We start from the raw sequence: 23326 nt of genomic DNA on the forward strand, positions 1-23326 counted from the left end.
AAAGCGGCGGTCAATAGTTACTTATTGACCGCCGCTTTTTTATATTCATCCTCTTGTAACAACTTCCACACGATATGAAAACATCTTTACTGCTGGTAATGGCTGTACTGTCAGCTGTTATAGCCACCACTGCACAAACGCCTGGCCCGGTGGTCCATCTCTCCAAAGAAGTATTACAGGATAAGATTAAAGGCGGATGGGCCGGACAAACCATTGGTGTTACTTTTGGCGGCCCTTATGAATTCCGTTACAACGGCACCTTTATCCAGGACTATCAACCACTCGAATGGCATAAAGGTTATGTAAAAGAAGTGATGGACAGCTTCCCCGGCCTTTACGATGACCTGTATATGGACCTCACTTTTGTGGATGTGATGGAACGTAACGGCCTCGATGCTCCGGCCGATTCTTTTGCACAGGCTTTCGCGCAGGCCGGTTATGTACTGTGGCATGCTAATCAGGCCGCCCGTTATAATATCCTCAACGGCCTCAAAGCACCAGCCTCCGGACACTGGCAGCACAATATGCATGCAGACTGCATCGACTACCAGATAGAAGCCGACTACGCCGGCCTTATGAGCCCCGGCCTGCCCAACGCCGCTTCCGCTATCAGCCATAAGATAGGCCATATCATGAACTATGGCAACGGATGGTATGGTGGTGTGTACGTGGGTGCTATGTATTCACAGGCTTTTGTCACATCTGATATCAAACAGGTGGTCGTTAATGCATTAGGTGTCATTCCGACACAGAGCAAGTTCCATCAGTGTATGAGCGATGTAATCAAATGGCACAAACAATTTCCCAACGACTGGCACCGTACCTGGTTTGAACTACAGAAAAAATGGTCATCCGATCTCAGTTGCCCCGACGCCATTTTTAATCCGCTGAATATAGATGCTACCATCAACTGCGCCTATGTGATACTCGGACTGCTGTATGGTAACGGTGACTATGAAAAAACACTGGAGATATCCACCCGTGCCGGCCAGGATGCAGACTGCAACCCTTCTACAGCCGGAGGTATATTGGGCACTATGCTGGGATATAAAAAAATTCCGCAGAAATGGAAAGATGGACTGGCGGGAGCAGAAGATATCAATTTTAAATATACCAGCATCTCCCTCAACAAAGCCTATGATATCAGTTACCGGCATGCGCTGGCCAATATCAAACGCCATGGAGGACGGGAACAGGGTGATATGGTCGTTATTCCGCTGCAATCTCCTGAGCCGGTAGCTTTTGAAGAGAGCTTCCCACACCTGGTACCGGTGAGCAAAAAAGATTTTCATGTCAATGGCAATGAAATCACACTGACGATAGAGGGTAATGGTTTTGTATTAAGCGGCTATGCTGCCAAAAAAGGAGAAGTACCTGACCGTGTGATCACTGCGACCGTCAGCATAGACGGACATATTACAGACACGATCAGGATGCCTACCAATTATCTGACACGTAAAGATGAGATCTACTATAACCTTAACCTTCCCGCAGGAAAACACAACATAAAAATACAGGTCAGTGATCCGCATCCGGATTACGAACTGCGAACGGGTTATTATGTTACCTTCCGTAAACAATAGCAGATTATCCGCCAATCAGTCTGGCGATACCAAACGCACATCCTGCGGCGATAGTACCGATGACGGCTACACGAATTCCGCCCATAACAGGATTTAATCCGGTGATACGGCTTTTGAAATAGCCAAAGATAAATAAACAGATGATGGTGATCAGGGCCGATATTTTAAGGCCCTGAAGCCCTTCGCTCACAAAGAAATAGGGCGACAGCGGAATCAGTCCGCCAACGATATAGGAGACACCGATATTCAGTGCACTTTTGGTAGCCCTTGCAGCATCCGGCTTTTCGAGGCCCAGCTCATACTTCATCATAAAGTCGGCCCAACGGTCTTTGTCTGTTATCAGTTCGGCAGCGGCTTTTTGCTGCAGTTCGCGGCTCAGGCCCAGTTCTGCAAAAAATGTTTCCACTTCTTCCCTTTCTCTTTCCGGTACAGTTTCTATCTCCTCATATTCTCTCTTCAGTTCACTCTGATAGTGGTCCACTTCCGTTTTACCAGCGAGGTAACCGCCCAGTCCCATGGCAATGGAACCGGCCGCTATTTCCGCCAGTCCGGCAATAACGATGAGGTTTACATCCTTAACAGTGCCGCTGAGACCTGCCGCCAGGGCAAAAGGTACCGTAAGGCCATCGGACATTCCGATAACAATATCGCGCAATAATTCAGATCCGGTAAAATGCTTTTCCTGATGTGTCATAACTTTTGTCGGGTTTGAAAACTGATGATTCCAGGGAATGATGCAACAAAAGTAAATATTATTGGCAACGGCTATCGGGATTTTTATCTGACTTCATAATGAAATATGATTATCTTTGGCCCCGATATTCATATATGAAAAAGGCCACTGCAATATTATTATTATTTGTGTACCTGTTTGGCAGTACAGAAGCCAGCCAGTTGCTCAAATTCCCTTTGCTGGTGGAGCATTTCAAACAGCATAAACAGGAAAACACCCAGTTGACCCTGGCGTCTTTCCTGAAAATGCATTATGTAGATGAACAACCTTTTGACAATGATTATCAACAAGACATGCAGTTGCCTTTCAAAACGGTGGATATTATCTGCATGACACTCCCCACAGTAATACCGGCGCCGGTTACCCTGTTTGCGCCTGTGATAGAGTTGCCGGAGGAAGACTATTTTATTCTGAATGATGGTCCCCCTCCCTACCGGTTACCCGACAACGTTTTCCAGCCTCCCAAATCTGTATCAGCACAACTGTCCTGATATTAAAAGAATGATGTAGCCACGAAAAGACCATGCTATGCAACATTGATCTATCATGTTTGCAGGCGATGTCTTTTTACCGGCATTGATGAACATTTTCCCTTTCCCCGGGTTTAAAAAACGGGGAAGCGGGCATATTGCCGCCTTTTCCCGGGCTGGCGGTATATCCCGGGAAACAAGCCATCCGCCCATCATTCCCCATTCGTTATTTTTCTAAAGTCTGCCGCTTTGTTAAACAGTATTATCCGCTTTTCCATCAAAAACAAGCTGATCATAGGCTTGTTTATACTGGCACTGATAGGCTGGGGTAGTTATTCCCTTACCCAGCTCCCGATTGATGCAGTGCCCGACATCACCAACAACCAGGTGCTGGTGATCTCTTCTGCGCCCAGCCTGGGCGCTCCCGACGTAGAACGTTTCATCACCGTACCCATAGAACTGGCTACCCGCAATATTCCCGGGATTATCGAACAACGCAGCTTTTCCCGTTTCGGACTAAGCCTGGTGACCATCGTCTTCAATGACCAGACAGATGTTTACTGGGCCAGGCAACAGGTAAGTGAACGGTTGGCACAGGTACGCCAGCAGATACCTGCCGGTATGGCTGAGCCTGAACTAGGCCCGGTAACAACCGGTCTGGGAGAGGTTTTCCAGTATGTGGTAAAACCCAAACCCGGCTATGAAGGCAAATATGATCTCACCGCACTACGTGACATACAGGACTGGACCGTAAGGCGTCAGCTGCTGGGCACCGAAGGAGTGGCTGATGTCAGCTCCTTTGGCGGTACCGTCAAACAATATGAGGTAGCTATCAGCCCCGAGAAACTCAAGAGTTTCCAAATCACCATCTCCGATGTGTACCGCAGCCTTCAGGAAAATAACCAGAACACTGGTGGTGCCTATATCGAAAAAGGCCCCGGCGTATTGTTTATCCGCAGTGAAGGCCTGGTAAAAAACCTCGAAGACATCGGCAACATTGCCATCAAAAGGATCAACAACGGTATTCCGGTGCTGATAAGAGATGTAGCCACCGTTAAAACGGGAACGGCTATACGTTACGGCGCTATGGTACTCAATGATCAACAAGAGGTGGCCGGCGCTGTAGTAATGATGCTGAAAGGGGAAAACAGCAACAAGGTGATCCGCAACATCAAGGATAAAATAGCCGCCATAGAAAAAACATTACCGGAAGGTATCGCCATAGAAGCATTTCTGGACAGAACAAAAATGGTAGACAACGCCATCTCCACCGTAGAGCGTAACCTGCTGGAAGGCGCCCTGATCGTGATCCTGGTACTGGTCATCTTCATGGGCAATGTCCGCGCCGGCCTGATCGTAGCGTCGGTGATACCGCTGTCTATGCTCTTTGCCATCATCCTGATGCATATCTTCGGCGTAAGCGGCAACCTGATGAGTCTGGGAGCACTCGACTTCGGCCTGCTGGTAGATGGCGCCGTCATCATCATCGAAGCGGTGATGCACAAACTCACCAAAGGTGCCACCCTCAGCGGCGTAAAACAGCTCACACAGGAACAGATGAACGAGGAAGTGGAATCATCCGCCAAAAGTATGATGAACAGTGCCGCCTTCGGTCAGGTGATCATCCTTATTGTATATCTGCCTATCCTCTCCCTGCAGGGTATTGAAGGCAAGATGTTCCGCCCGATGGCACAAACCGTGTCTTTCGCCATCCTCGGCGCCTGCCTGCTGTCGCTCACTTATGTACCGATGATGGGCGCCCTCTTCCTCAACAAAAAACTAAGTCATAAAGACAGCTTCGCCGATAAAATGATGGAACGGATAAAACGCCTGTACGACCCGCTTTTGCAGAGAGTATTACGTATACCCGTACTAGTGATAGCCGTTGCTTTTGTATTGTTTGGTGCAGCAGCGCTGGTACTTTCCAACATGGGTGGTGAGTTTATTCCGCAGCTGGAAGAAGGCGACTTCGCCGTGGATACCCGGCTATTGCCCGGTACTTCGCTGAGCACCTCTATCCAGACCACAGAAAAGGCCGCCGGCGTGCTGAAACGCCAGTTTCCGGAAGTAGAAAAAGTAGTCGTAAAAATAGGTTCCGGGGAAATACCTACAGACCCCATGCCTATGGAAGCTGCCGACCTGATGGTGATCCTCAAACCTAAACACGAATGGACCAGCGCCTCCGGTTTCCCTGAGCTGGCCGGCAAAATGAGTAAGGCCCTGGAAGAGATTCCCGGTATCACCACCGGCTTTCAGTTTCCCGTACAGATGCGCTTTAATGAACTGATGACCGGTGCCCGTCAGGATGTGGTTTGTAAAATATTCGGTGACGACCTCGATACCCTCGCTGCTTATGCCGATAAGATTGGTTCCATCGTACGGACTGTACAAGGTGCGAAAGACCTCTACACCGAAACCGTCACCGGTGTGGCCCAGCTGGTAGTGTCTTACAAAAGGGAGGCCATCGCCCGTTACGGCGCTTCTGTTACCGATGTCAACAACACCATCCAGGCCGCCTATGCCGGCGCCACTTCCGGATTGGTATTCGAAGGCGAAAAAAGATACGATCTCGTAGTACGTATGAACGAAAACGAGAAAAAAGATATCAACGAAATCAATAACCTACAGGTAGGGCTACCCAACGGAGAACAGGTACCACTGCAGGTGCTGGCCGACATTGATATACAGGATGGTCCTTACCAGATACAAAGGGAAGATGCCCGCCGCAGGATCACCGTTGGTTTTAACGTGCGTGGCCGCGACGTGCAGAGCATCGTGAAGGAGTTGCAGACCAAGGTACGCGAACACCTTAAACTTCCTCCGGGATATTACATCACTTATGGCGGTCAATACGAAAACCTGCAGCATGCTACCAAAAGGTTAAGTATCGCGCTGCCGGTAGCGCTGCTGCTGATATTCCTGATGCTGTTCTTCGCTTTTCGTAAAATGAAATACTGCCTGCTGATATTCTCCGCCATCCCATTGTCTGCTATTGGCGGGGTATTCACGTTGTGGATGCGGGGTATGCCTTTCAGTATCTCCGCCGGTATAGGTTTTATCGCATTGTTTGGCGTAGCAGTATTAAACGGTATTGTATTAATCGGAGAAATGAATCAGTTAAAAAACAGTGGTATGACAAACATACGGCAGATCATCATCCAGGCCACACACGACAGATTAAGGCCTGTACTGATGACCGCCACCGTGGCATCACTCGGCTTCCTGCCGATGGCCCTCAGTAATGGCGCTGGCGCGGAAGTACAACGACCGCTGGCCACCGTTGTAATCGGTGGTCTGATCACCGCTACCCTGCTCACACTGGTAGTACTTCCTGCGCTTTTCCTGTTGTTTGAAGAAGGATGGAAAAAACCCAAACCAGCAGCAATCATGCTCCTGCTGTTGCTGGGCGCTCCTGCCCTGCTGCAGGCACAAACCACAAAGCCGCTCACGTTGCAACAGGCCCTGCAGACAGCACAGCAGCAAAACCTGCAGCTAAAACTCAGCCAGCAACAGGCTGCCTATTATCAGGCACTCACCCGTAGCAGCACCGACCTGCCCAAGGCACAGGTGATGACAGAATTGGGAAATGTCAACAGCAATACTTTTGATAATAAATTCACACTCACCCAGGGCTTCGCCTTCCCTACCGTATACAAGCGGCAAAAACAACTGTATGAGCAGGAATGGCAACAAGCCAGACTACAAACCACGCTACAGCAGGCAGAGATAACAAGGCTGGTAAAGCTGGCCTATCTGCAGTTGCAATTCCTTAAAGCAAAAAAGGTACTGTTACAAAAAACCGACAGCATCGTTTCCAGCTACTCCAGGGTGGCCAAACTTCGCTACGACAACGGAGAAAGTAATCTCCTGGAAAAAACAACACTGGAAAACCAGGAACACCAGGCTAAAATGCAGCTGGAACTGTTGCAGTCCGATCAGAAAACTGCCATCGCACAGCTAAACATGCTGCTGCATGAAACACCGTCAGACATTGACCCTGCCGATACATTGGGCAGCGCGCCCATTCTGTTCGACAGTACTAAACTGCAGCAACATCCTTATCTGCAGGTATATCAGCAGCAGCAACAGCTCAACAACAGCAAAACACAGCTGGAAAAAGCCAGGCTGCTGCCCGACTGGACGCTGGGTTATTCCAACCAATCCATCGTAGGATGGCAACCGGATAAAAACAATGTAGAACGTTATTACGGCCCCGGCCACCGTTTTTCCATCGCCCAGGTAGGTATCGGCATTCCTATCTTCGCTTCTGCACAGAAAGCCAGGATAAAGGCCGCACAACAAATGCAGGCCAGCGCCGCCACCGCCACCGCACTGGCCACTGAACAGCTACGCATCCAGCTCGAACAAAACTGGAACGACTATATGAAATATCAGCAGGCCATCAGCTATTATCATCGCTCGGCCCTGAAAGAATCAGATATCATCATACAAACGGCCAATATCAGCTATAAAAACGGCGAAATAGGGTACATCGAATGGAGTACCCTCATCAGCAACGCCATCGCCCTGCAAAGCCAGTATATCGATGTTTTGAAAGAACTCAACATCCGGAAAACAGAACTGGAATATTTATTACAATTCAATCAGCAATAGCATGCGGAAGATATTCATATACCTCGCCTTCACAGGATTATTATTCGCCTGCAAAAACAAACAGGCCGCAGAAAACACCAACGCCAACAAGGGAGCAGCAGAAGATATCGTGACACTCGACAGCCTGCAGAGAAAAAATGCAGCCATCGTACTCGACACTGCCCGTACCATCAACATGCACGCCACCCTGAGAGCCACCGGCGTAGTAGACGTACCTCCGCAAAACCTGATCTCCATCAGTTCTCCTTTAGGTGGTTATCTCAAAAGCACCCGCCTGCTGCCCGGCAGCCAGGTGTCAAAAGGAGAAGTACTGGGCATCATGGAAGACCAGAGCTACATACAGCTTCAACAGGACTACCTCACAGCCAAAGCCAATATGGAATACCTCTCCGCTGATATGGAAAGGCAACGGACCCTCAGCGAAGCAGATGCCATCAGCAAAAAGAAATATCAGCAGGTGCTCAATGAATATAAAACCGCTCAGGTGACCCTTAAATCTGTCGGGGAAAAACTGCGTATCATCAACATCAATCCTGATAAACTCACTGTTGGCAGTATCTCCCGCACAGCGCCCATCTACTCTCCCATCAACGGTTATGTGACCAAAGTCAATGTCAACATAGGCCGTTATGTAATGCCCTCCGATGTGTTGTTTGAGCTGGTCAACCCGGAAGATATCCATGCAGCCATCACGGTGTTTGAAAAAGATATCACCTCCTTCCGCAAAGGCGTAAAAGGCAAAGTGACACTGGTAGAAAAACCGGATCAGGAGTATGAAATAGAAACGATACTTGTCACCAAAAATATCAACGACAACCGCAGTGGTCTGATCCACTGCCACTTCGAAAAACCAGGTCACGATCTGCTGCCAGGCATGTTCCTCAACGCCACCTTCGAGATGGATAACCAGCAGGCACTGGCCGTGCCTGAAAATGCCGTCGTACGGTATATGGGCAAAGAATATATCTTCACCACCCAGGATGGACATACCTTTACCTTCACGCCTGTAAACACCGGCCTGAAAGAAAATAAAATGATACAGCTCCTGCCTGGAGGAAAAGATCTGCGGAACGAGAAAATTGTGGTGGAAGGCGCCTATTCACTGTTAGGCAAACTGAAAAACAGATCAGAAGAAGAATAATAACATTTAGTTATTTAGTGATTTAGTTATTTAGGTATTTGATTAAATACCCAAATAACTAAATCACTAAATCATTGTTATCGTAATAATGCGTCCAGCGGGTAATCTTTTCCGGCTTCTGTATTCATCACCACGATCTGGTCGCCATAACGTACCTGACAGCCGCCTCCTTTGATAGCGCGCAGCGTAGCGGCAGACAGCTTTCCATCTTTCCATGACATATTCACTTCAAAAGCTCCGCGGGCACAGAGTCCTTTTACGTTCCCGTCTTTCCACTCCGGAGGCAGGGCCGGCAACAGTGTCACCATCCCTTCGTGACTCTGCAACAGCATTTCAGCGATACCAGCAGTGGCGCCAAAGTTGCCGTCTATCTGAAAAGGCGGATGCAGGTTAAACAGGTTATCGGCTGTTTTATGCATGAAAATAGTGTTGAGGGCTTTTAAGGCTTCAGGACCGTTTTTTAACCGGGCCCACAGATTAGCCACCCAGGCGGCACTCCAGCCGGTATGTCCGCCACCGTGTTGCAGGCGGTATTCGAGCGATTTACGGGCCGCATGCACATATTGCGGAGCCTGGGCCTCCGTAAAGGCATAGCCCGGATACAGGGCATATAAATGCGACATATGACGATGCCCGGGTTCTTTCTCCGGATAGGGCTGCGCCCATTCCATAATACGGCCATCAGCCCCTATCTGCGGCATCAGCAGGTTGGCTTTGGCTTCACGGATTTTATCCAGCAAGGGATCTGACTGTTGTAAGATGCCCGCAGCCTGCAGCACATTGGTAAACAGTTCGTGTATCACCTCCTGATCATGCGAAGGCCCCATACTGATGGTACCATTGCTGCCGTCAGGTGCTTCGAAAGCATTTTCCGGGGAAGATGCAGGTCCGGACACCAGCTTGCCTGTTGACGGATCTTTTACCAGCCAGCCCAGGTAAAAACGGGCAGCCTCTCTCAGTGTCGGATACACCTTACGCAGATAAGCGGAATCCTTCGTAAAAGCATAATGTTCCCACAGATGTTCACAGATCCAGCCACTGGCGCCAGTAGTCAGCCCCCAGGAAGGATCTTCGCCCGGTGATGTAAAGCCCCATATGTTCACGATAGGGTTCACACACCATCCCGAACCGCCAAACTGTACAGCAGCAGAGCGGGAGGCGGGCTTCTCTATACCCTGGATGAAATTGGTCAGCGACAGATGCAGTTCTCCCAGGTTGGTATTTTCAGCCAGCCAGTAGTTCATCTGCACATTGATATTAGTATGATAGTCGCCATTCCACGGGGTCAGTACCTTATTGGCCCATATGCCCTGCAGATTGGCAGGCAGCGTGTTTTTCCGGGCAGAAGATATCAGCAGGTAACGGCCATACTGAAAGTACAGCTGTGTCAGGTGGTTATCATTGCCTGTTTCCCTTATTTTTTTCAAACGGACATCTGTAGGGATGTCGTCTGCTGTGGTGGCCAGTTGTAAAGACACCCTGTTAAACAGCCGTTGGTAATCCTTTACATGCGCCTGCTTTAATTGCGTATAAGGTACGGCGGTAGCCGCTTTTAATGCACTGGCTGTCAGCCCTGCATAATCTCTTCCTTTGTATATGGGATAGTTGGGCAGGTAATCAGTAGAAGCGGCAAGGTATAACACCACTTCGTCCGCATCTTTTACAATCAGCTGATTACCGCTGTATTTCAGCTGACCACCTTTGTTGCGGGCCTGTAATCGGGTAATGTATTTTATGCCATCACCACCTTTGCCGTTGTTGAGTGCTCCACTCATCACCAGTTCACCATTGGCGGCTTTGGTGGTAAAACGTTCCGGTCTGTCCAGCGTGGCCGTGAAGCTGAGCGCCCCTTTTTTATCAGCAGAGAATTTTACGGCCATCACATTGGCCGGCGCGCTGATAAAATATTCACGGGTATAGTGTACGCCCTCCTGCTGATAGCTGACCCTGACGATGGCATCATCCAGTTGCAGGCTGCGCTGATAGGCTTCATAGGGACTGCTTTTGCCGAAATCGATGCGCAGGTCGCCCAGGGTCTGATACGTACCGAATGGCACGTTAGAACCATTACCGGTACCGGAGCCAGCCCCTTTACATACCTGTGTTTTATTGGTCAGCGCTGTAGCTTCCTTAAACCGGCCCTGAAACAACAGGCTGCGTATCTCCGGCAGATAGCGGGCTGCTTCCGGATTGTCGTTATCATCACGACTGCCATTCCATAATGTTTTTTCATTGAGCTGTATCCGCTCCTGGTTGACATCACCAAAAACCATGGCGCCGATATTACCGTTCCCAATCGGCATGGCCTGTAACCAGGCAGGATCATCTTTCCAGGGGGAAGTGACATCTTTGGCGGTAGCGCTGGCAGGGGAAGTGTACCATAATTTTAATGACTGCTCCTGCGAAAAACCGCTGGTAGCTACTACCACGGTCAGCAGACAGGTAATCATATATTTCATATGCTCTACTGTTTTACATGACACGAAAGATAATATTATTATTGGCTATCCGTATGCCTGTAGACAGTTATTCCGCCTGTTAATTCAATTTTGATCCCGGGTAATTGTATTTTAACTTTTTTCAGCAGGATTGATTATTTAAATTGACCTTCTGAAATGATGGTTTATGGCAAATGAGAGCAACAAATCACCACATATACTCAACACTTCCACCAACCTGTTAGGCTTTTGTCTGATTGTGCTGACATCCATCAAGGTGGCACATTTTAACCAGGTAACGATTATTGATGACTGTACGGGGATTGCGGCTATATTGCTGATGGGGAGCTGTATACTGTCTTTTCTGTCGATGCGGTCGAAACAACGAAGGAGGAGTGAGAAACTGGAGGAAGCTGCAGATTACATCTTCCTCCTGTCTCTGGTATGCATTAGTGTAACGATTATATTCGTTTCCTTTAATCTGCTGGCATGAGCAGTTATTTTTTCTTATCGCAGATACGGTAAGAGTAACCCAGTACTACAACACCAGCACCGGTATTGTTTTCACCGTTGGCTTTGTTTTTTTGGATTTTCACGAAACCGTAGTTACCACCACCTTCAACGAAGATCGCACTTCTGCTGTTGAGGTGGTAAGCCAGACCGATATGACCATCGATACCCCAGTTGGCTTTTTTCAGCTCACTTTTGATATCCTGGGTTTGGTTAAAATCCTGCGGAGGAGTCAGCGGCTGTTTATGGTCTGTGTCCAGGAAAATAGGGCTGGTACCGCTCATCTCCTGTTTACCATTCAGCAGGAAACTTACGAATGGACCGGCAGCTACATAAAGATCCCATTTAGGGCTGAAGCCAAAGTGATATTTAGCCAGCACAGGGATCATCAGGTAGTTGAATTTAGCTACGCTTTTGTAATCAGCATATACATACTGAGGTACCGGTTGGCCCTGAGCCTGAAATCCTGCTGCCATTTCCGGTGTAGGAGGAAATGCCTGGCCTTTGTCTTTTTTACCACCCTGGGAAGAGTATCTCAGTTCAGGCTGGATAGAAAAACGTTTGGTAAGATGAAATTCAGCATGCACACCCGCATCAAGGCCCAGCCTGGAGCTGTAGCCGCTGTTAATTGGATTGGAAGAATTACCGGAAGTTAAATTAGGGATACTCAAACCTGCTTTAATACCGAGATCAACCTGCGCCTGCACCACGAACGGACACATAAAAAACGCCGCCACGGCAACGACTAAACGTAATTTGCTTTTCATAAGGTTTTGTGTTGTAAAAAGAATAGTTTAATGACACCAGTAAATTTTGGTTAATACCGGTTGATCCGGTAAAGCTACAACTATACCATTAAATGCAAACTACTAATTTTACAAACGGTGATTTGTTAAGCATGCAAACAGGCCAGCGCTGTTTCGATCACCCTTTTGGTTTCATCAGGATCTCTTACCGCTATACTCAGTGCCCCGGCCTCTTTCGCAGGATAATCATTGCCACCTTCAAACAAGGCATCTCCTACAAACAACATTTCTTCTATTGCTATACCCAGCGTATCCCTCAGTTTGCGGATGCCATACCCTTTATCAATTCCTTCTTTGGTAATATCCACGGAAGTCATTCCACCCAGGTTCACCGCAAATCCGGGAATCAATTTATCAAGTAAGGACTGGATTTTCCTGCGTTTGGTAAAATCGGGATCCCAGCTTTTTTTGGCATCTACGGGTGCTTCCTGTCCGAGTGCAGACCAGGTAATCTGGCTGCCGCGGTCTTCTATCTGATCACCCCAGGTTTGTATGATGGTAAACCCCGCCTGCGCAATGGCAGTATTCAGTGAGTGGAGGATTTTTTCCTTTTCAGCGGACGTAAAGTTTTCTGCGTAGAGCAGTTCCCATTGTTGTTTGTAATGATAGAACTGTGTACCACAGGTAGGCAGTATAAAAAGCCGGGATAGCGGTATGCCCTGGGGTAGCAAACGGATCACCTGTTTTTCGAATTGTTCCCATTTACCGCCGGAGATGATCGCCACACGCACCGTCTCTATCAGGCCTCCCAGCAGGGAACCCATTTCTGTGTCGATAGGCGACTTGCTCACAGCGAGGGTACCGTCGAGGTCAAATACGATGAGCTTTCTCATGTTTTACCAGTTTAGTGGCTTTGTCCAGTATATTTTCCACTGTAAAACCATAATGTTTAAACAGTTCTTTAGCCGGTGCGCTGGCGCCAAAATGGTTAATACCGATCATGGTGCCCTTCTCTCCCAGCCATTGTTCCCAGCCTTCGGGAGATCCGGCTTCTACTGCCAGTCGGGCTTTAACAGCCGGTGGCAGCACCTCTTGCCGGTAATCTTCGGACTGTTCCCTGAACAGCTCCCAGCTGGGCATACTCACCACTCTGGCATCGACACCCTCCTGTTGCAGCCGTTCCCTGGCTTCCAGTACCAGTGATACTTCCGAGCCGCTGGCGATCAGAATAATATCCGGCATGTCACCTTTTTCCTTCGCCAGGATATAAGCGCCCTGCTGTAAGCCACTAGCCGGTGCCAGCTGACTTCTGTCTGCTATCGGCAGTTTCTGCCGGGTAAGCACCAGCATGGTAGGTCCGCCGGTACGGGTGATCGCTGTACGCCAGGCCCATGCAGCCTCATTGGCATCGCCCGGACGGATCACGCACATATGCGGCATTGCCCGTAAAGAGGCCAGGTGCTCTACCGGCTGGTGAGTAGTACCATCTTCTCCCAACCCGATACTGTCGTGCGTCATCACATAAATCACGGGCAGCTCCATGATACAGGCCAGCCGTATAGCCGGACGGGCATAGTCTGTAAAAATGAAAAAGGTGGCTGCATACACCCGTACACCGCCATGCAACTGAAGACCGGAGCTCGCCGCACACATTACATGTTCGCGGATACCCCAGGCAATGTTACGGTTACCATAATTTCCTTTTTCAAAATATCCTGAAGACTTGATCAGTGTTAAAGTGGAAGGCTCCAGATCTCCGCTGCCACCTATCAGCCAGGGCACTTTGGAGGCCACTGCATTCAGAAAGGCAGAAGATATTTCCCGCGTGGCTTTGGGGCCGTCTTCGGGTTTATAAACCGGAACATCATGGTCCCAGCCTGCAGGCAGTTTCTGCGTAAGAAACTGTTCCAGCTGCTGATACAGCTCGGGGTATTTTGTTTTATACTGTTGCAGCAGGGCATTCCAGGCCTGTTCGATATCCTTCCCTTTATTAACAGCCTTGCCCATATACGCTTTCACATCTTCCGGCACCAGAAACTCCTGGTCTTCCGGCCATCCATAGAAAGCCTTGGTAAGCCGTATTTCTTCCGCTCCCAGCGGAGACCCATGCGCTTCCGATGTGTCCTGTTTATGGGGAGAACCATAGCCGATATGGCTGCGCAATATGATCATAGAGGGTTTGTCTGTCACCGCCCTGGCTGCTTCGAAGGCTGCAGAGATGGCCTGCAGGTCGTTGGCATTGTCGCCCAGGTCCTGTACATGCCAGTGGTAAGCTTCAAACCGTTTGGCTACATCATCTGAATAAGTCAGTGAGGTATTTCCTTCTATCGTTATATGGTTGTTATCATACAAACATATTAGCTTACCTAATCCCTGATGTCCGGCTACAGAAGCGGCTTCATGGGAAGCACCTTCCATCAGGTCACCATCGCTGCAGAAAACATAGGTGTAATGATCAATGATTTTTGCATCGTCCTGGTTAAACAGTGCGGCGAGGTGTGCTTCTGCCATGGCCATGCCTACGGCAGTCATGATACCCTGTCCCAGCGGCCCGGTGGTGGTTTCAATGCCCGATGTAAGCCGGTATTCCGGATGTCCGGGAGTATTACTGCCCCATTGCCGGAATTGCTTCAGGTCGTCGAGGGAGATATCATATCCGGTGAGATGTAATACCGCATATTGTAGCATCGAAGCGTGGCCATTAGACAACACAAAACGGTCGCGGTTCAGCCATCCGGGATGCTGCGGATTAAAACGCAGGTGCTCTGTCCACAGCACAAAAGCTGCCGGTGCCAGCGCCATAGGCGTACCCGGATGCCCTGAGTTGGCTTTCTGTACCGCATCCATTGCCAGGCAACGAATGGTGTTTATACACTTTTCTTCGATGGTCATTGTTTTCATAATTGCCTTTTTGAAATTGGAGAAAGTATCGGGGCCTGGCCCGGTGAGGTAAACAGATCCACAAATAAGGTACCAACTGACGTAAATCATCCGCTGTCTGACAGGTATCATTTACAGCCCTCTGAAGACTTTCTGCTTTTATGTTGCCGATATCAGTTAACTCACAAAAAGCAAAAGGCTAACCGGCGTAAATCCGGTTAGCCTTTTGCATTGTTAAACAATATCCTATTTTTTTGTAAATGATATACCGATACCTCCTCCCGGATACCAGTGATCACGCGGTTCTTCCTTGAAAAAGAGGAAGTTCCTGTTGTTCTGGTTGGAAAAGAGTGCCAGCTTGTTATTTGCATGGGCATTATCACCCAATATAACGCCCTTTTCAGCCATCTTATCTTTAATTGTCAGATATTCCCGGTATTCGTACTCCGCAGAATGGTCACTGTCATTAATAAATAAGTCTATCTTTTCATTAAATCCGGAAAGCGTTTCAATGGAATCGCCGTATAAAATTTTACCAATTTCCGCATATGCACCCTTCAACAGAAATCCGGCAGTGGTATTAATGTCTGTTCCATAATAACGACCTTCAAACCCTTCTTTCCTATTTTCCAGCAATGCCGCACACAATACAACCGCTCCCAGACCTTTGTCTACACCAGTTTCAATCAGTACTTTAGGCTTTATAATCCTCGTCATTGCATACCATCCCAACCTCTTGCCATAATCCGCACGTGGGTCAGCTACTTTCCTGGAGGATGATTTCATCGTTTCATTAATAATGTGCTCCCTTAATGGAGCATTATTACGGAGTTCATGAATATATCCGATAATCCTGTCACTCTCTGCCCCAGTAACAACAGCCAACGTTTGAGCCAGGTACAAAATATTTCCCTCAGTCAGGTCATAAGTAAAGTTTACATCTTCCTTTGAATTAAAAGTCCATTTAAATATCTGGCGATATCTGAAATTGTAATAGGACATCGCATTAAATAATCTATTTAATGGACGGGTTATTTTACCTGCTTTCATTTTATATGGTTTGCATGTACGACAATGACAACCGAAAACAAATTTATCTTGATAAGTTTATGGTTTCGACATAAAAATACATAAATAAAAAATCATCTGCGACAATTCATTCCATATAAAATGATCAGATTAACCGCTACCAGGGTGGCAGACGGCCTGTTTTAGGTATTTTCACAGAAAATGCTTAAATTATAAGGACACCAAAACAACTTTATCATGAAAAGGATCATCCTGCTGTTATTGGTATGCGCTTTTTCATTCGGAAGTACATTAGGATTTGCACAAGCGCCCGGACATCCGGCACAACAGCCTACTGAAAAAGCCACCAAAGCAGAAAAAAAGAAAAAGAAATCAGCAGCCGATACTACTTCCATGAAGGAGAAAAAACCTGCAGCCACTGAGAAAAAATCAAAAGCTAAAACTGCTGTACCAGCCGCTACCACGGCGCCTCCGGCTGCCGCTCCTGCTACAGCCCCACCAAAGACCAAGACCAAACCGGCAACAGCACCAACTGCTGTAACACCGGTGTCACCAGCTCCTACTCCAACACCTGCTCCGGCTGTCTCTAAGGTTAAACCACCAGTTGCCACTCCTGCTCAACCCACCGTACAAGGTGGTGATAAGGCAGTAGGCACGGATGATAAAGGCAGGACCATCTATCAGGGCCCTAAAGGCGGACAATATTATATCAACAAAAACGGCCACAAGACCTACATAAAGAAACAATAAGTGATAAGCGCAACAGTACGATCTGTTGCGCTCATTGTTCATCCTTTGTTCATCATCATTAAAATATAGGCAACGATAAAACAGGCCGTTGCCACCGACAGCATACCCAGCACTATTTTCATCCAATACTTTGCCGCCACCCATACATAAAAACCCATAGCCAGCAGTGTACATATCAGCAAAAACTGACTGGACTGTAAAAATGTGAAACTGGTCAGGGCCAGATAAAAATTTGTTATCCCGATAAACATAGCACCACTGCTATGGGTGGCATTGAATCCCATCCAGGCTTTCCACATGGTCAGTTCTTCTGTCAGCACCACGGAAGATTTTTTCATTTCTTCTATCAGTGCTGCATTGCGGGGGAACAGCTTATTGGTCCAAAGCGTTGCGCGGAGGTGAGAAAGTCCCATCAGTCCGATAATAACCGAACCGGCTTCCCAGAGATATCTGGCTATCATAATCATAATATTTTCTGTCCGTAAATAAACAATACGCTGCCTTTCATATAACTGCTCGTCTGCAATACTGCGCTGTCAAACAGCGACAGGGTTTGCTGTCTGGAGTACACCTCTCCAAATTCATTGATCACACGAAGCGCAGACATGAAGTACCGGCTGATCAGCTTCTCGCCGGTCATAGTATAAAAGAAGAATCTTCCGCCTGGTCTTAATACCCTCAGCGTTTCATTCACAAAGTCCTGCTTGTTGTCGAAAAGATGAATGGTGCCGAAGCTGCAAACAACATCAAAAGCATTGTTCTCAAAAGGCAGATGAAAGGCATCTCCCTGTAATAAGCTGATATTGGAAGGCAGATAACCGCTTTGTTTCACCAGTCTGGATCTGGCTATTTTCAGCATCTCCACGGACCGGTCAAAAAGCGTGCATTCGTTGGCGGTAGCCGCATATAAGGTGGACGTTTGTGCCAGTCCGCCACAACCGATGTCCAGTACAGTCCCCTGTGAATGGAGAATCGCATCGGCTGCAAACTGCCATAAGTCATTCCGGCTGCAATACCAGATAAGCTTGTTGAATGATTCCGTACCGACAAGACGTTCGTAGTACTTCGCCTTGTTATCATATGCTGCGCCCCGGATATTCTCCAGCGATGAATATATGCCATGATCGATGGTTTTGAATTTGTGTAAATAGCCCATTTTGCGTACTGTTCTCTGCAAAATTAGCGGACAAATTCCTTCCGGTAAATGAACCTGGGTTAAGAAATGCGCTTCCGGATCCGGCTAAGCGCCTGGGGAGTAACACCAATATAAGAAGCCAGATATTTAAGGGGGACCTGCTGCAGTAAGTGAGGGACTTTATTAAACAGGTCGAGATAACGTTCTTCAGCAGATTTAGTGAGGAAGGAAAGTTCTCTTTCAGATTTCCACAGCAGCATCTGCTCAGTAGCCAGCCGACCTATCCTTTCCACGATGTTTAAACGGTCGTACATTTCCTGCAGATCATCATAATGCATACGCCAGATAACAGTTTCAGCAAGTGTTTCACCATAATACAACGAAGGCTCGCGGGTATAAAAGGAACTGAAGACACACATAAACCAGCCCTCGATTGAAAAGCCAATAGTAGTTTCATTACCTTCTATGTCTTCTACATAAAAGCGCAGCAATCCACGGTCAACAAACGCCAGATAGTTTTCCGTTTCGCCGGCTTTCAGATAAAATGTTTTTGCGGGATAAATTTTCTGCTCGAAGCGCGAAGAAAAAACGCGCCAGTCTTCATCTGAGATATCTACCTGCTTCCGCAGGAATTGATGCATAAGCTCCATAACACACGGGTAATTTCCCTGGAAACAACTGACAATTGCAGCCTGTTTCCAGGGTTTTGTTTTTTTTAATAGTTTTCAACATCTCTTTTACAGCAGCTTCCAGCTGTTCATCCTCAGCAAAAAATTCGGTCTGCAAATATACACGTATAAAAAACGCAAAGGAACAGCGTTCTTCCCGCTGTCCCTTTGCGTGCTATAAAACTATTTTTCTAAATCTTTATTTGATCTCTTTCAGCATTTCCTTCACGGCTGCTTCCAGCTGATCGTCCTTGCCTGCCAGGAAATCTTCATAACGTAACGGTACACGGACGTCCGGCTCTACCTGAAGATTTTCAGTAGGACGGCCTTCTTTACCAATGGTAGCAACCATTGGGATACCAAATACGAGGGTCGGATCGATCTGTGTTTCCCACCATACTGCAGTACCGGTACCAGGAACAGGCATACCAATCAGTTTGCCCAGTTTACCCTGTTTGTACACATATGGGAAGATAAAGGCATCGCTGTAGTTGCCCTCACTGATCAGCACACAGCTGGGGGCTGTCCATTTGTTCATAGGCTCGCCACTTTTCAGCAGATTGCCCTGTGGAGCAAACTGCAGGTATTTGCTGCCGCTGAGGAGATTATACAGATCGTCGTGCAGCCATCCACCACCATTGAAGCGGGTATCTACGATGAGTGCCTGTTTCTCCCTGTTTTTACCCAGTATTTCATCATATACTGTGCGGAAGCTGCCATCATTCATTCCCTGTACATGCACATATCCAACTTTGCCGCCACTGAGTTTATCCACCATTTTGCGCATGTTGCTTACCCAGCGTTTGTACATCAGGTCACCTTCTTCTCCTCTGGAGATGGGTTTCAGGGTTTCTTCCCAGCTTTTGCCTTCTGCATCTGTAAAGCTGATCAGCACATTACGGCCAGCTTTGCGGTTGAGCAGGCCAGCCCAGTCTGCTTTAACAGTAACCGGTTCTCCATCAATTTTATTGATAACGGCACCTTGTTTCATTTTGCTGCCGGCCTTGTCAAAAGGTCCGCCTGCGATCACTTCGTCTACTTTCAGACCATCTTTGGTGAAACGTTCATCAAACAGCAGTCCCAGAGAAGCGGTATTATCGCCTTCGGGGCGCTGGGGTGAATAACGGCCACCGGTATGTGAACCATTCAGTTCACCCAGCATTTCGCTCAGCAGTTCCTGGAAGTCGTAGTTATTGCTGATATGCGGGAGGAAACGTGCATAGGTATCACGATACATTTTCCAATCCATGTTGCGGATGGTAGGATCATAGAATTTTTCTTTCACCTGTTTCCATGCGTGGTCGAGGATATAAGCGCGTTCAGCAGCCGCGTTGAGCAGCATTTCAGAGCTGATGCTGATAGGTGTGATTTTGCCTGAACTGGCATCTACTTTTACAACACTGCCCTTGTTGCTTACAAACAGACTGTTGCCATCTTTGCTCAGCTCAATATTACCAGGGCTGCCACTCAGTTTGGCGAGTATTTTGGTTTCGCCGGTGCGGGGTTCTGTTACCCACAGGTCGTAACCTTTTTCGAAGGCGGCCATGTAATACAGTTTGCTGGCATCTTTGCTGAGCACATAATCAGCGATGGAAGCACTGTTGATGGTCAGGCGCTGTTGCCTGTTATCCAGATTGCTGAAATCAGGACGGAACTCCTTTTTAGCGGCAGTATCTTTTTTGGTAGAATCCTTCGCGCCTTTTTTATTATTGTCTTCCTGTTCTTTCAGGAGATTAAACTCATCTTTGGACAGTTTAAATTTGTCAAATGCTTCCTGGTCGAAGAACACAGCATAGATATCTGTTTCACGGCTGCCCTGGTTAGCCAGTGATTTACGGCCTTCGCGAGAATTTTCCCAGGTGAGCATTTTACCATCGGAGCTCCATTTGACATTGTCTTCACCGAAGCCGCTGTTGACAGGATTGAAGATATCACCTTTTCCGTCAGCAGGGATAATGGCTGCGTTATCGGTGAAGAAGTAACCTTTCTGGTCACCTGTTACGATCCATTTGCTGTCGGGGCTCCAGGAGAAGCGCCAGTCGCCGTCGGAGTAGGAAGTGTTGTGGCCTTTGGGCAACAGCGTTCTGCTTTTACCGGAAGCGATGTTAAACACTTTCAGGATATTGCGGTCTTCCACATAGGCGATTTCCTTGCCATCAGGAGAAAACACAGGCTGGAACTCTTCAGCAGCCGTAGCGATCAGCGGTTCTTCCTTCAGTACAGTGGCGGCAAAGAAATAAGGCTCTTCCTTACGAACGATGGTAGACTGATAGATGTCCCAGTTACCGTTGCGTTCAGCGGCATAAATCAGTTTTTTTCCATCGGGAGACCATTCCACCATACGTTCCTGCTGAGGGGTGTTGGTGATGCGTTTGGTCATATTACCTTCCACGCTGGATACAAATATTTCGCCTCTGGCCACAAAAGCCATTTGTTTTCCATCCGGGCTCATGGCAAACTCAGTGATGTTGCCATTTACCGGCAGCGGTTTCTGAGTAGCATCGCGGCCATCGTTGAAAATGCGGATGTTTACTTTCTGTGGTTTATCACCTTCTTTCAGCGTATATACTTCTCCGTTATAACTAAAGCAGAAAGTGTTATTGGTAGTGCGGGAAAGATGACGCACCGGATGTTTATCGAAGCGGGTCAGCTGCTCCATCTTTCCTTTGTCAGTCAGAGAAGCTTTAAAGAGGTTTTGCGTGATGCCACCTTTTTCGCTCAGGTAGTACACGGAGTTATCATTACCGAAGAGTGGTTCACGGTCCTCACCTTCATAGCCGGACACCTGCTGGTAGGTATTTTTACCCAGGTCATACACCCAGATATCACGGGTAACGGCAGAAACGTGATGTTTACGCCAGGGATCTTCATAGCCTTTGCGGTCCTGGAAGATGATCTGGTCTCCTTTGCTGTTGTAGTGTGCAGATTCGGCACCGGCAGCACTCAGCAGTACAGAACGTCCGCCGGTAACCGGTACAGTGTACAGGTTGCTGAACAAACGGGGGGAGCTGAAGCGGATGCTGGAAGCAGGAGCATTACGTCCGCTGCCAAACAGCACCTGTTTGTCGTCTGGTGTGAAGTCATAGGGAAAGTCGGCAGCGCTGTTGCTGGTAAGTCTTACGGGCGTGCCGCCTTCTGCCGGCATGACAAACACGTCGAAGTTACCATAGCGGTCGCTGGCAAAGGCGATGTATTTACCGTCGTGGCTCCACACGGGCATCATGTCATGCGCTTCGTGGATGGTGAGTGGTACGGCCACACCACCATTGGCATCTACACGGTAAATATCTCCTTTATAGCCAAAGGCGATGGTCTTTCCATCCGGGGAAATAGCCGGATAACGCAGCCATAGCGCACTTTCCTGGGCATAGGAGGCAGTGGTTATCAGCCATGCTGCACAGCTGAATAAAAATTTCTTCATAAGCCTAAGTAGATTTGTTGTGGTAAGTATCCCAAAATATAAAAAAGCTGACGTTGTTAAACCCGATTAATGATAAATGGCACATTCGGGTGATGGCTAGAGGTAGGCTACCTCCTCCTGAAAACGGGGTCCTGCCTTAATATTTCCATCACTGCCAGGCCGTCGGTGCCGGCCGTGCAATGCGAGCATCCCGCGTGTAGCCGTTGCCGCTACTTTTCTGGTCATAATCAGCAGGATGTTATACATATAATAATTAACAGAAGGGACTCAATTATTCTCATTAAATGTTTTTGTTTCCTTAATTTTATTAAACATCGAGTTAATTTTATTTAAAATTACTTTAACTTTGTTGAACAATGAAAGCAATAAAAAAATCTCTTCCGCTGGCATGTCCCAGCTGTGCATCACCACTGAAAGTGACGTCTCTGGCCTGTGAAGCCTGCGACACCAGTGTTTCCGGCAGCTTCGAGCTGCCACTGCTGGCCAGATTGCCGGCAGAAGACCTGCAGTTTGTGATCGACTTCGTAAAGAGCAGTGGCAGTCTGAAAGTGATGGCGCAGCAGCTGGGACTGAGTTATCCCACCGTACGCAACAGGCTCGATGATATTATCAGCAACATAGAAGCTATTGAAAAAAACATAAAAACATCCCGATGACTACCTGGTTATTTCGACCGTTTACCTACATCGCCGGTGGCAAAGCCCTGCTGGCAGGATGGATCATCATGCTGATCACAGCTGTGGCAGCATATTTTTCCGGCACCCATTTTGACGGCGCCATCGATTCACATGCAACCTGGACCACCCCTTATTATCATTATCTGCTGGAACCATTGATAGCATGGCTTGATACGGTTATCATCTGTTATGTGGCAGCAAGGATCTTTTCAAAGTCATCTTTCCGCCTCATAGACCTGGCCGGTACATTCGCCCTGGCAAGGGCTCCGCTGCTGATCGTCGCATTGATCAACTTCGCCATGCCGGTGGTAAAAACACCAGCCGACATCACTCCGCAGGCTATGGCCATAGGACTGATAGTAATACCGTTCACAGGATGGATGCTGGTCCTCCTGTATCATGCCTTCAGTATCTCTACCAACCTGAAAGGGAATAAGGCTGTTATTATCTTTATTTCGGCGCTGCTGGTGGCAGAGATACTGTCCAAAATATTGTTCCCCCTTTTGTTTCCACTTCTACATTAAAAAATAC

19 protein-coding genes are annotated in these 23326 nt (G+C 47.9%); 8 read left to right on the top strand and 11 right to left on the bottom strand.

What is annotated here, in order from left to right:
• The first annotated feature begins 74 nt into the window (after window positions 1-74).
• The gene (locus tag KD145_RS11875) at window positions 75-1583 is read left to right on the top strand and encodes an ADP-ribosylglycohydrolase family protein (RefSeq protein WP_212006095.1); all 1509 of its coding nucleotides are present in this window, start codon (window positions 75-77) and stop codon (window positions 1581-1583) included.
• A 4-nt stretch (window positions 1584-1587) separates the two neighbouring features.
• On the opposite strand, the gene KD145_RS11880 is transcribed toward KD145_RS11875, so the two are convergent.
• Window positions 1588-2277, bottom strand: coding sequence for a VIT1/CCC1 transporter family protein (locus KD145_RS11880; RefSeq protein ID WP_212006096.1), 690 nt, complete (start codon window positions 2275-2277; stop codon window positions 1588-1590).
• Between the two features lie 134 nt (window positions 2278-2411).
• Between KD145_RS11880 and KD145_RS11885 the strand changes: the two genes are divergently transcribed.
• The 3 genes from KD145_RS11885 to KD145_RS11895 all read left to right on the top strand — a co-directional run bounded on the left by KD145_RS11885 (window position 2412) and on the right by KD145_RS11895 (window position 8541).
• Entirely contained in the window at window positions 2412-2807 is a 396-nt protein-coding gene (locus KD145_RS11885) for a hypothetical protein (RefSeq protein ID WP_212006097.1), read from the top strand.
• Between the two features lie 228 nt (window positions 2808-3035).
• Window positions 3036-7400, top strand: coding sequence for a CusA/CzcA family heavy metal efflux RND transporter (locus tag KD145_RS11890; RefSeq protein ID WP_212006098.1), 4365 nt, complete (start codon window positions 3036-3038; stop codon window positions 7398-7400).
• 1 nt (window position 7401) lies between these two features.
• Entirely contained in the window at window positions 7402-8541 is a 1140-nt protein-coding gene (locus tag KD145_RS11895) for an efflux RND transporter periplasmic adaptor subunit (protein ID WP_212006099.1), read from the top strand.
• Window positions 8542-8618: 77 nt separating this feature from the next.
• Here KD145_RS11895 and KD145_RS11900 read toward each other — a convergent pair whose 3' ends face one another.
• Window positions 8619-11000, bottom strand: a complete 2382-nt coding sequence (locus tag KD145_RS11900; RefSeq protein WP_212006100.1) for a glycoside hydrolase N-terminal domain-containing protein — start codon at window positions 10998-11000, stop codon at window positions 8619-8621.
• 166 nt (window positions 11001-11166) lie between these two features.
• On the opposite strand from KD145_RS11900, the gene KD145_RS11905 reads away from it, so the two are divergent.
• On the top strand, window positions 11167-11472 hold the full coding sequence (locus tag KD145_RS11905; RefSeq protein ID WP_212006101.1) for a hypothetical protein: 306 nt from the start codon (window positions 11167-11169) through the stop codon (window positions 11470-11472).
• A 4-nt stretch (window positions 11473-11476) separates the two neighbouring features.
• On the opposite strand, the gene KD145_RS11910 is transcribed toward KD145_RS11905, so the two are convergent.
• From KD145_RS11910 to KD145_RS11925, 4 genes are all read right to left on the bottom strand, one after another.
• On the bottom strand, window positions 11477-12256 hold the full coding sequence (locus tag KD145_RS11910) for a porin family protein (protein ID WP_212006102.1): 780 nt from the start codon (window positions 12254-12256) through the stop codon (window positions 11477-11479).
• A 125-nt stretch (window positions 12257-12381) separates the two neighbouring features.
• Entirely contained in the window at window positions 12382-13128 is a 747-nt protein-coding gene (locus tag KD145_RS11915; protein ID WP_212006103.1) for an HAD-IIB family hydrolase, read from the bottom strand.
• The gene (gene tkt / locus KD145_RS11920) at window positions 13106-15136 is read right to left on the bottom strand and encodes a transketolase (RefSeq protein WP_249219803.1); all 2031 of its coding nucleotides are present in this window, start codon (window positions 15134-15136) and stop codon (window positions 13106-13108) included. Before tkt ends, KD145_RS11915 begins: the two co-directional genes overlap by 23 nt.
• 225 nt (window positions 15137-15361) lie before the next feature.
• Complete coding sequence (locus tag KD145_RS11925) at window positions 15362-16165, bottom strand: class I SAM-dependent methyltransferase (protein WP_212006104.1); 804 nt, start codon at window positions 16163-16165, stop codon at window positions 15362-15364.
• A 216-nt stretch (window positions 16166-16381) separates the two neighbouring features.
• Here KD145_RS11925 and KD145_RS11930 point away from each other — a divergent pair, with 216 nt between their 5' ends.
• Window positions 16382-16894: a hypothetical protein gene (locus tag KD145_RS11930; RefSeq protein WP_212006105.1), complete on the top strand. Its 513-nt coding sequence runs from the start codon at window positions 16382-16384 to the stop codon at window positions 16892-16894.
• 38 nt (window positions 16895-16932) lie between these two features.
• Here the strand turns inward: KD145_RS11930 and KD145_RS11935 are convergent, their stop codons facing one another.
• The 5 genes from KD145_RS11935 to KD145_RS32485 form a co-directional block, all read right to left on the bottom strand.
• Window positions 16933-17355 carry a hypothetical protein gene (locus KD145_RS11935; protein ID WP_212006106.1) on the bottom strand — a complete coding sequence of 141 codons (423 nt, stop codon included), beginning with the start codon at window positions 17353-17355 and terminating at the stop codon, window positions 16933-16935.
• 2 nt (window positions 17356-17357) lie between these two features.
• Entirely contained in the window at window positions 17358-18050 is a 693-nt protein-coding gene (locus KD145_RS11940) for a class I SAM-dependent methyltransferase (RefSeq protein WP_212006107.1), read from the bottom strand.
• Window positions 18051-18109: 59 nt separating this feature from the next.
• Complete coding sequence (locus KD145_RS11945) at window positions 18110-18679, bottom strand: Crp/Fnr family transcriptional regulator (RefSeq protein WP_212006108.1); 570 nt, start codon at window positions 18677-18679, stop codon at window positions 18110-18112.
• Window positions 18680-18896: 217 nt separating this feature from the next.
• The gene (locus KD145_RS11950) at window positions 18897-22118 is read right to left on the bottom strand and encodes a S41 family peptidase (RefSeq protein WP_212006109.1); all 3222 of its coding nucleotides are present in this window, start codon (window positions 22116-22118) and stop codon (window positions 18897-18899) included.
• A gap of 96 nt (window positions 22119-22214) precedes the next feature.
• Window positions 22215-22343, bottom strand: a complete 129-nt coding sequence (locus tag KD145_RS32485) for a hypothetical protein (RefSeq protein ID WP_256441299.1) — start codon at window positions 22341-22343, stop codon at window positions 22215-22217.
• Window positions 22344-22474: 131 nt separating this feature from the next.
• Here KD145_RS32485 and KD145_RS11955 point away from each other — a divergent pair, with 131 nt between their 5' ends.
• Together KD145_RS11955 and KD145_RS11960 are read left to right on the top strand one after the other, a co-directional pair.
• Window positions 22475-22774 carry a DUF2089 family protein gene (locus KD145_RS11955; protein ID WP_212006110.1) on the top strand — a complete coding sequence of 100 codons (300 nt, stop codon included), beginning with the start codon at window positions 22475-22477 and terminating at the stop codon, window positions 22772-22774.
• Complete coding sequence (locus KD145_RS11960; RefSeq protein ID WP_212006111.1) at window positions 22771-23319, top strand: YIP1 family protein; 549 nt, start codon at window positions 22771-22773, stop codon at window positions 23317-23319. The genes KD145_RS11955 and KD145_RS11960 overlap by 4 nt, the downstream gene beginning before the upstream one ends.
• The last annotated feature ends 7 nt before the right edge of the window (window positions 23320-23326 follow it).

It is taken from the genome of Chitinophaga sp. HK235, from assembly GCF_018255755.1.
Classification (GTDB): Bacteria; Bacteroidota; Bacteroidia; order Chitinophagales; family Chitinophagaceae; genus Chitinophaga.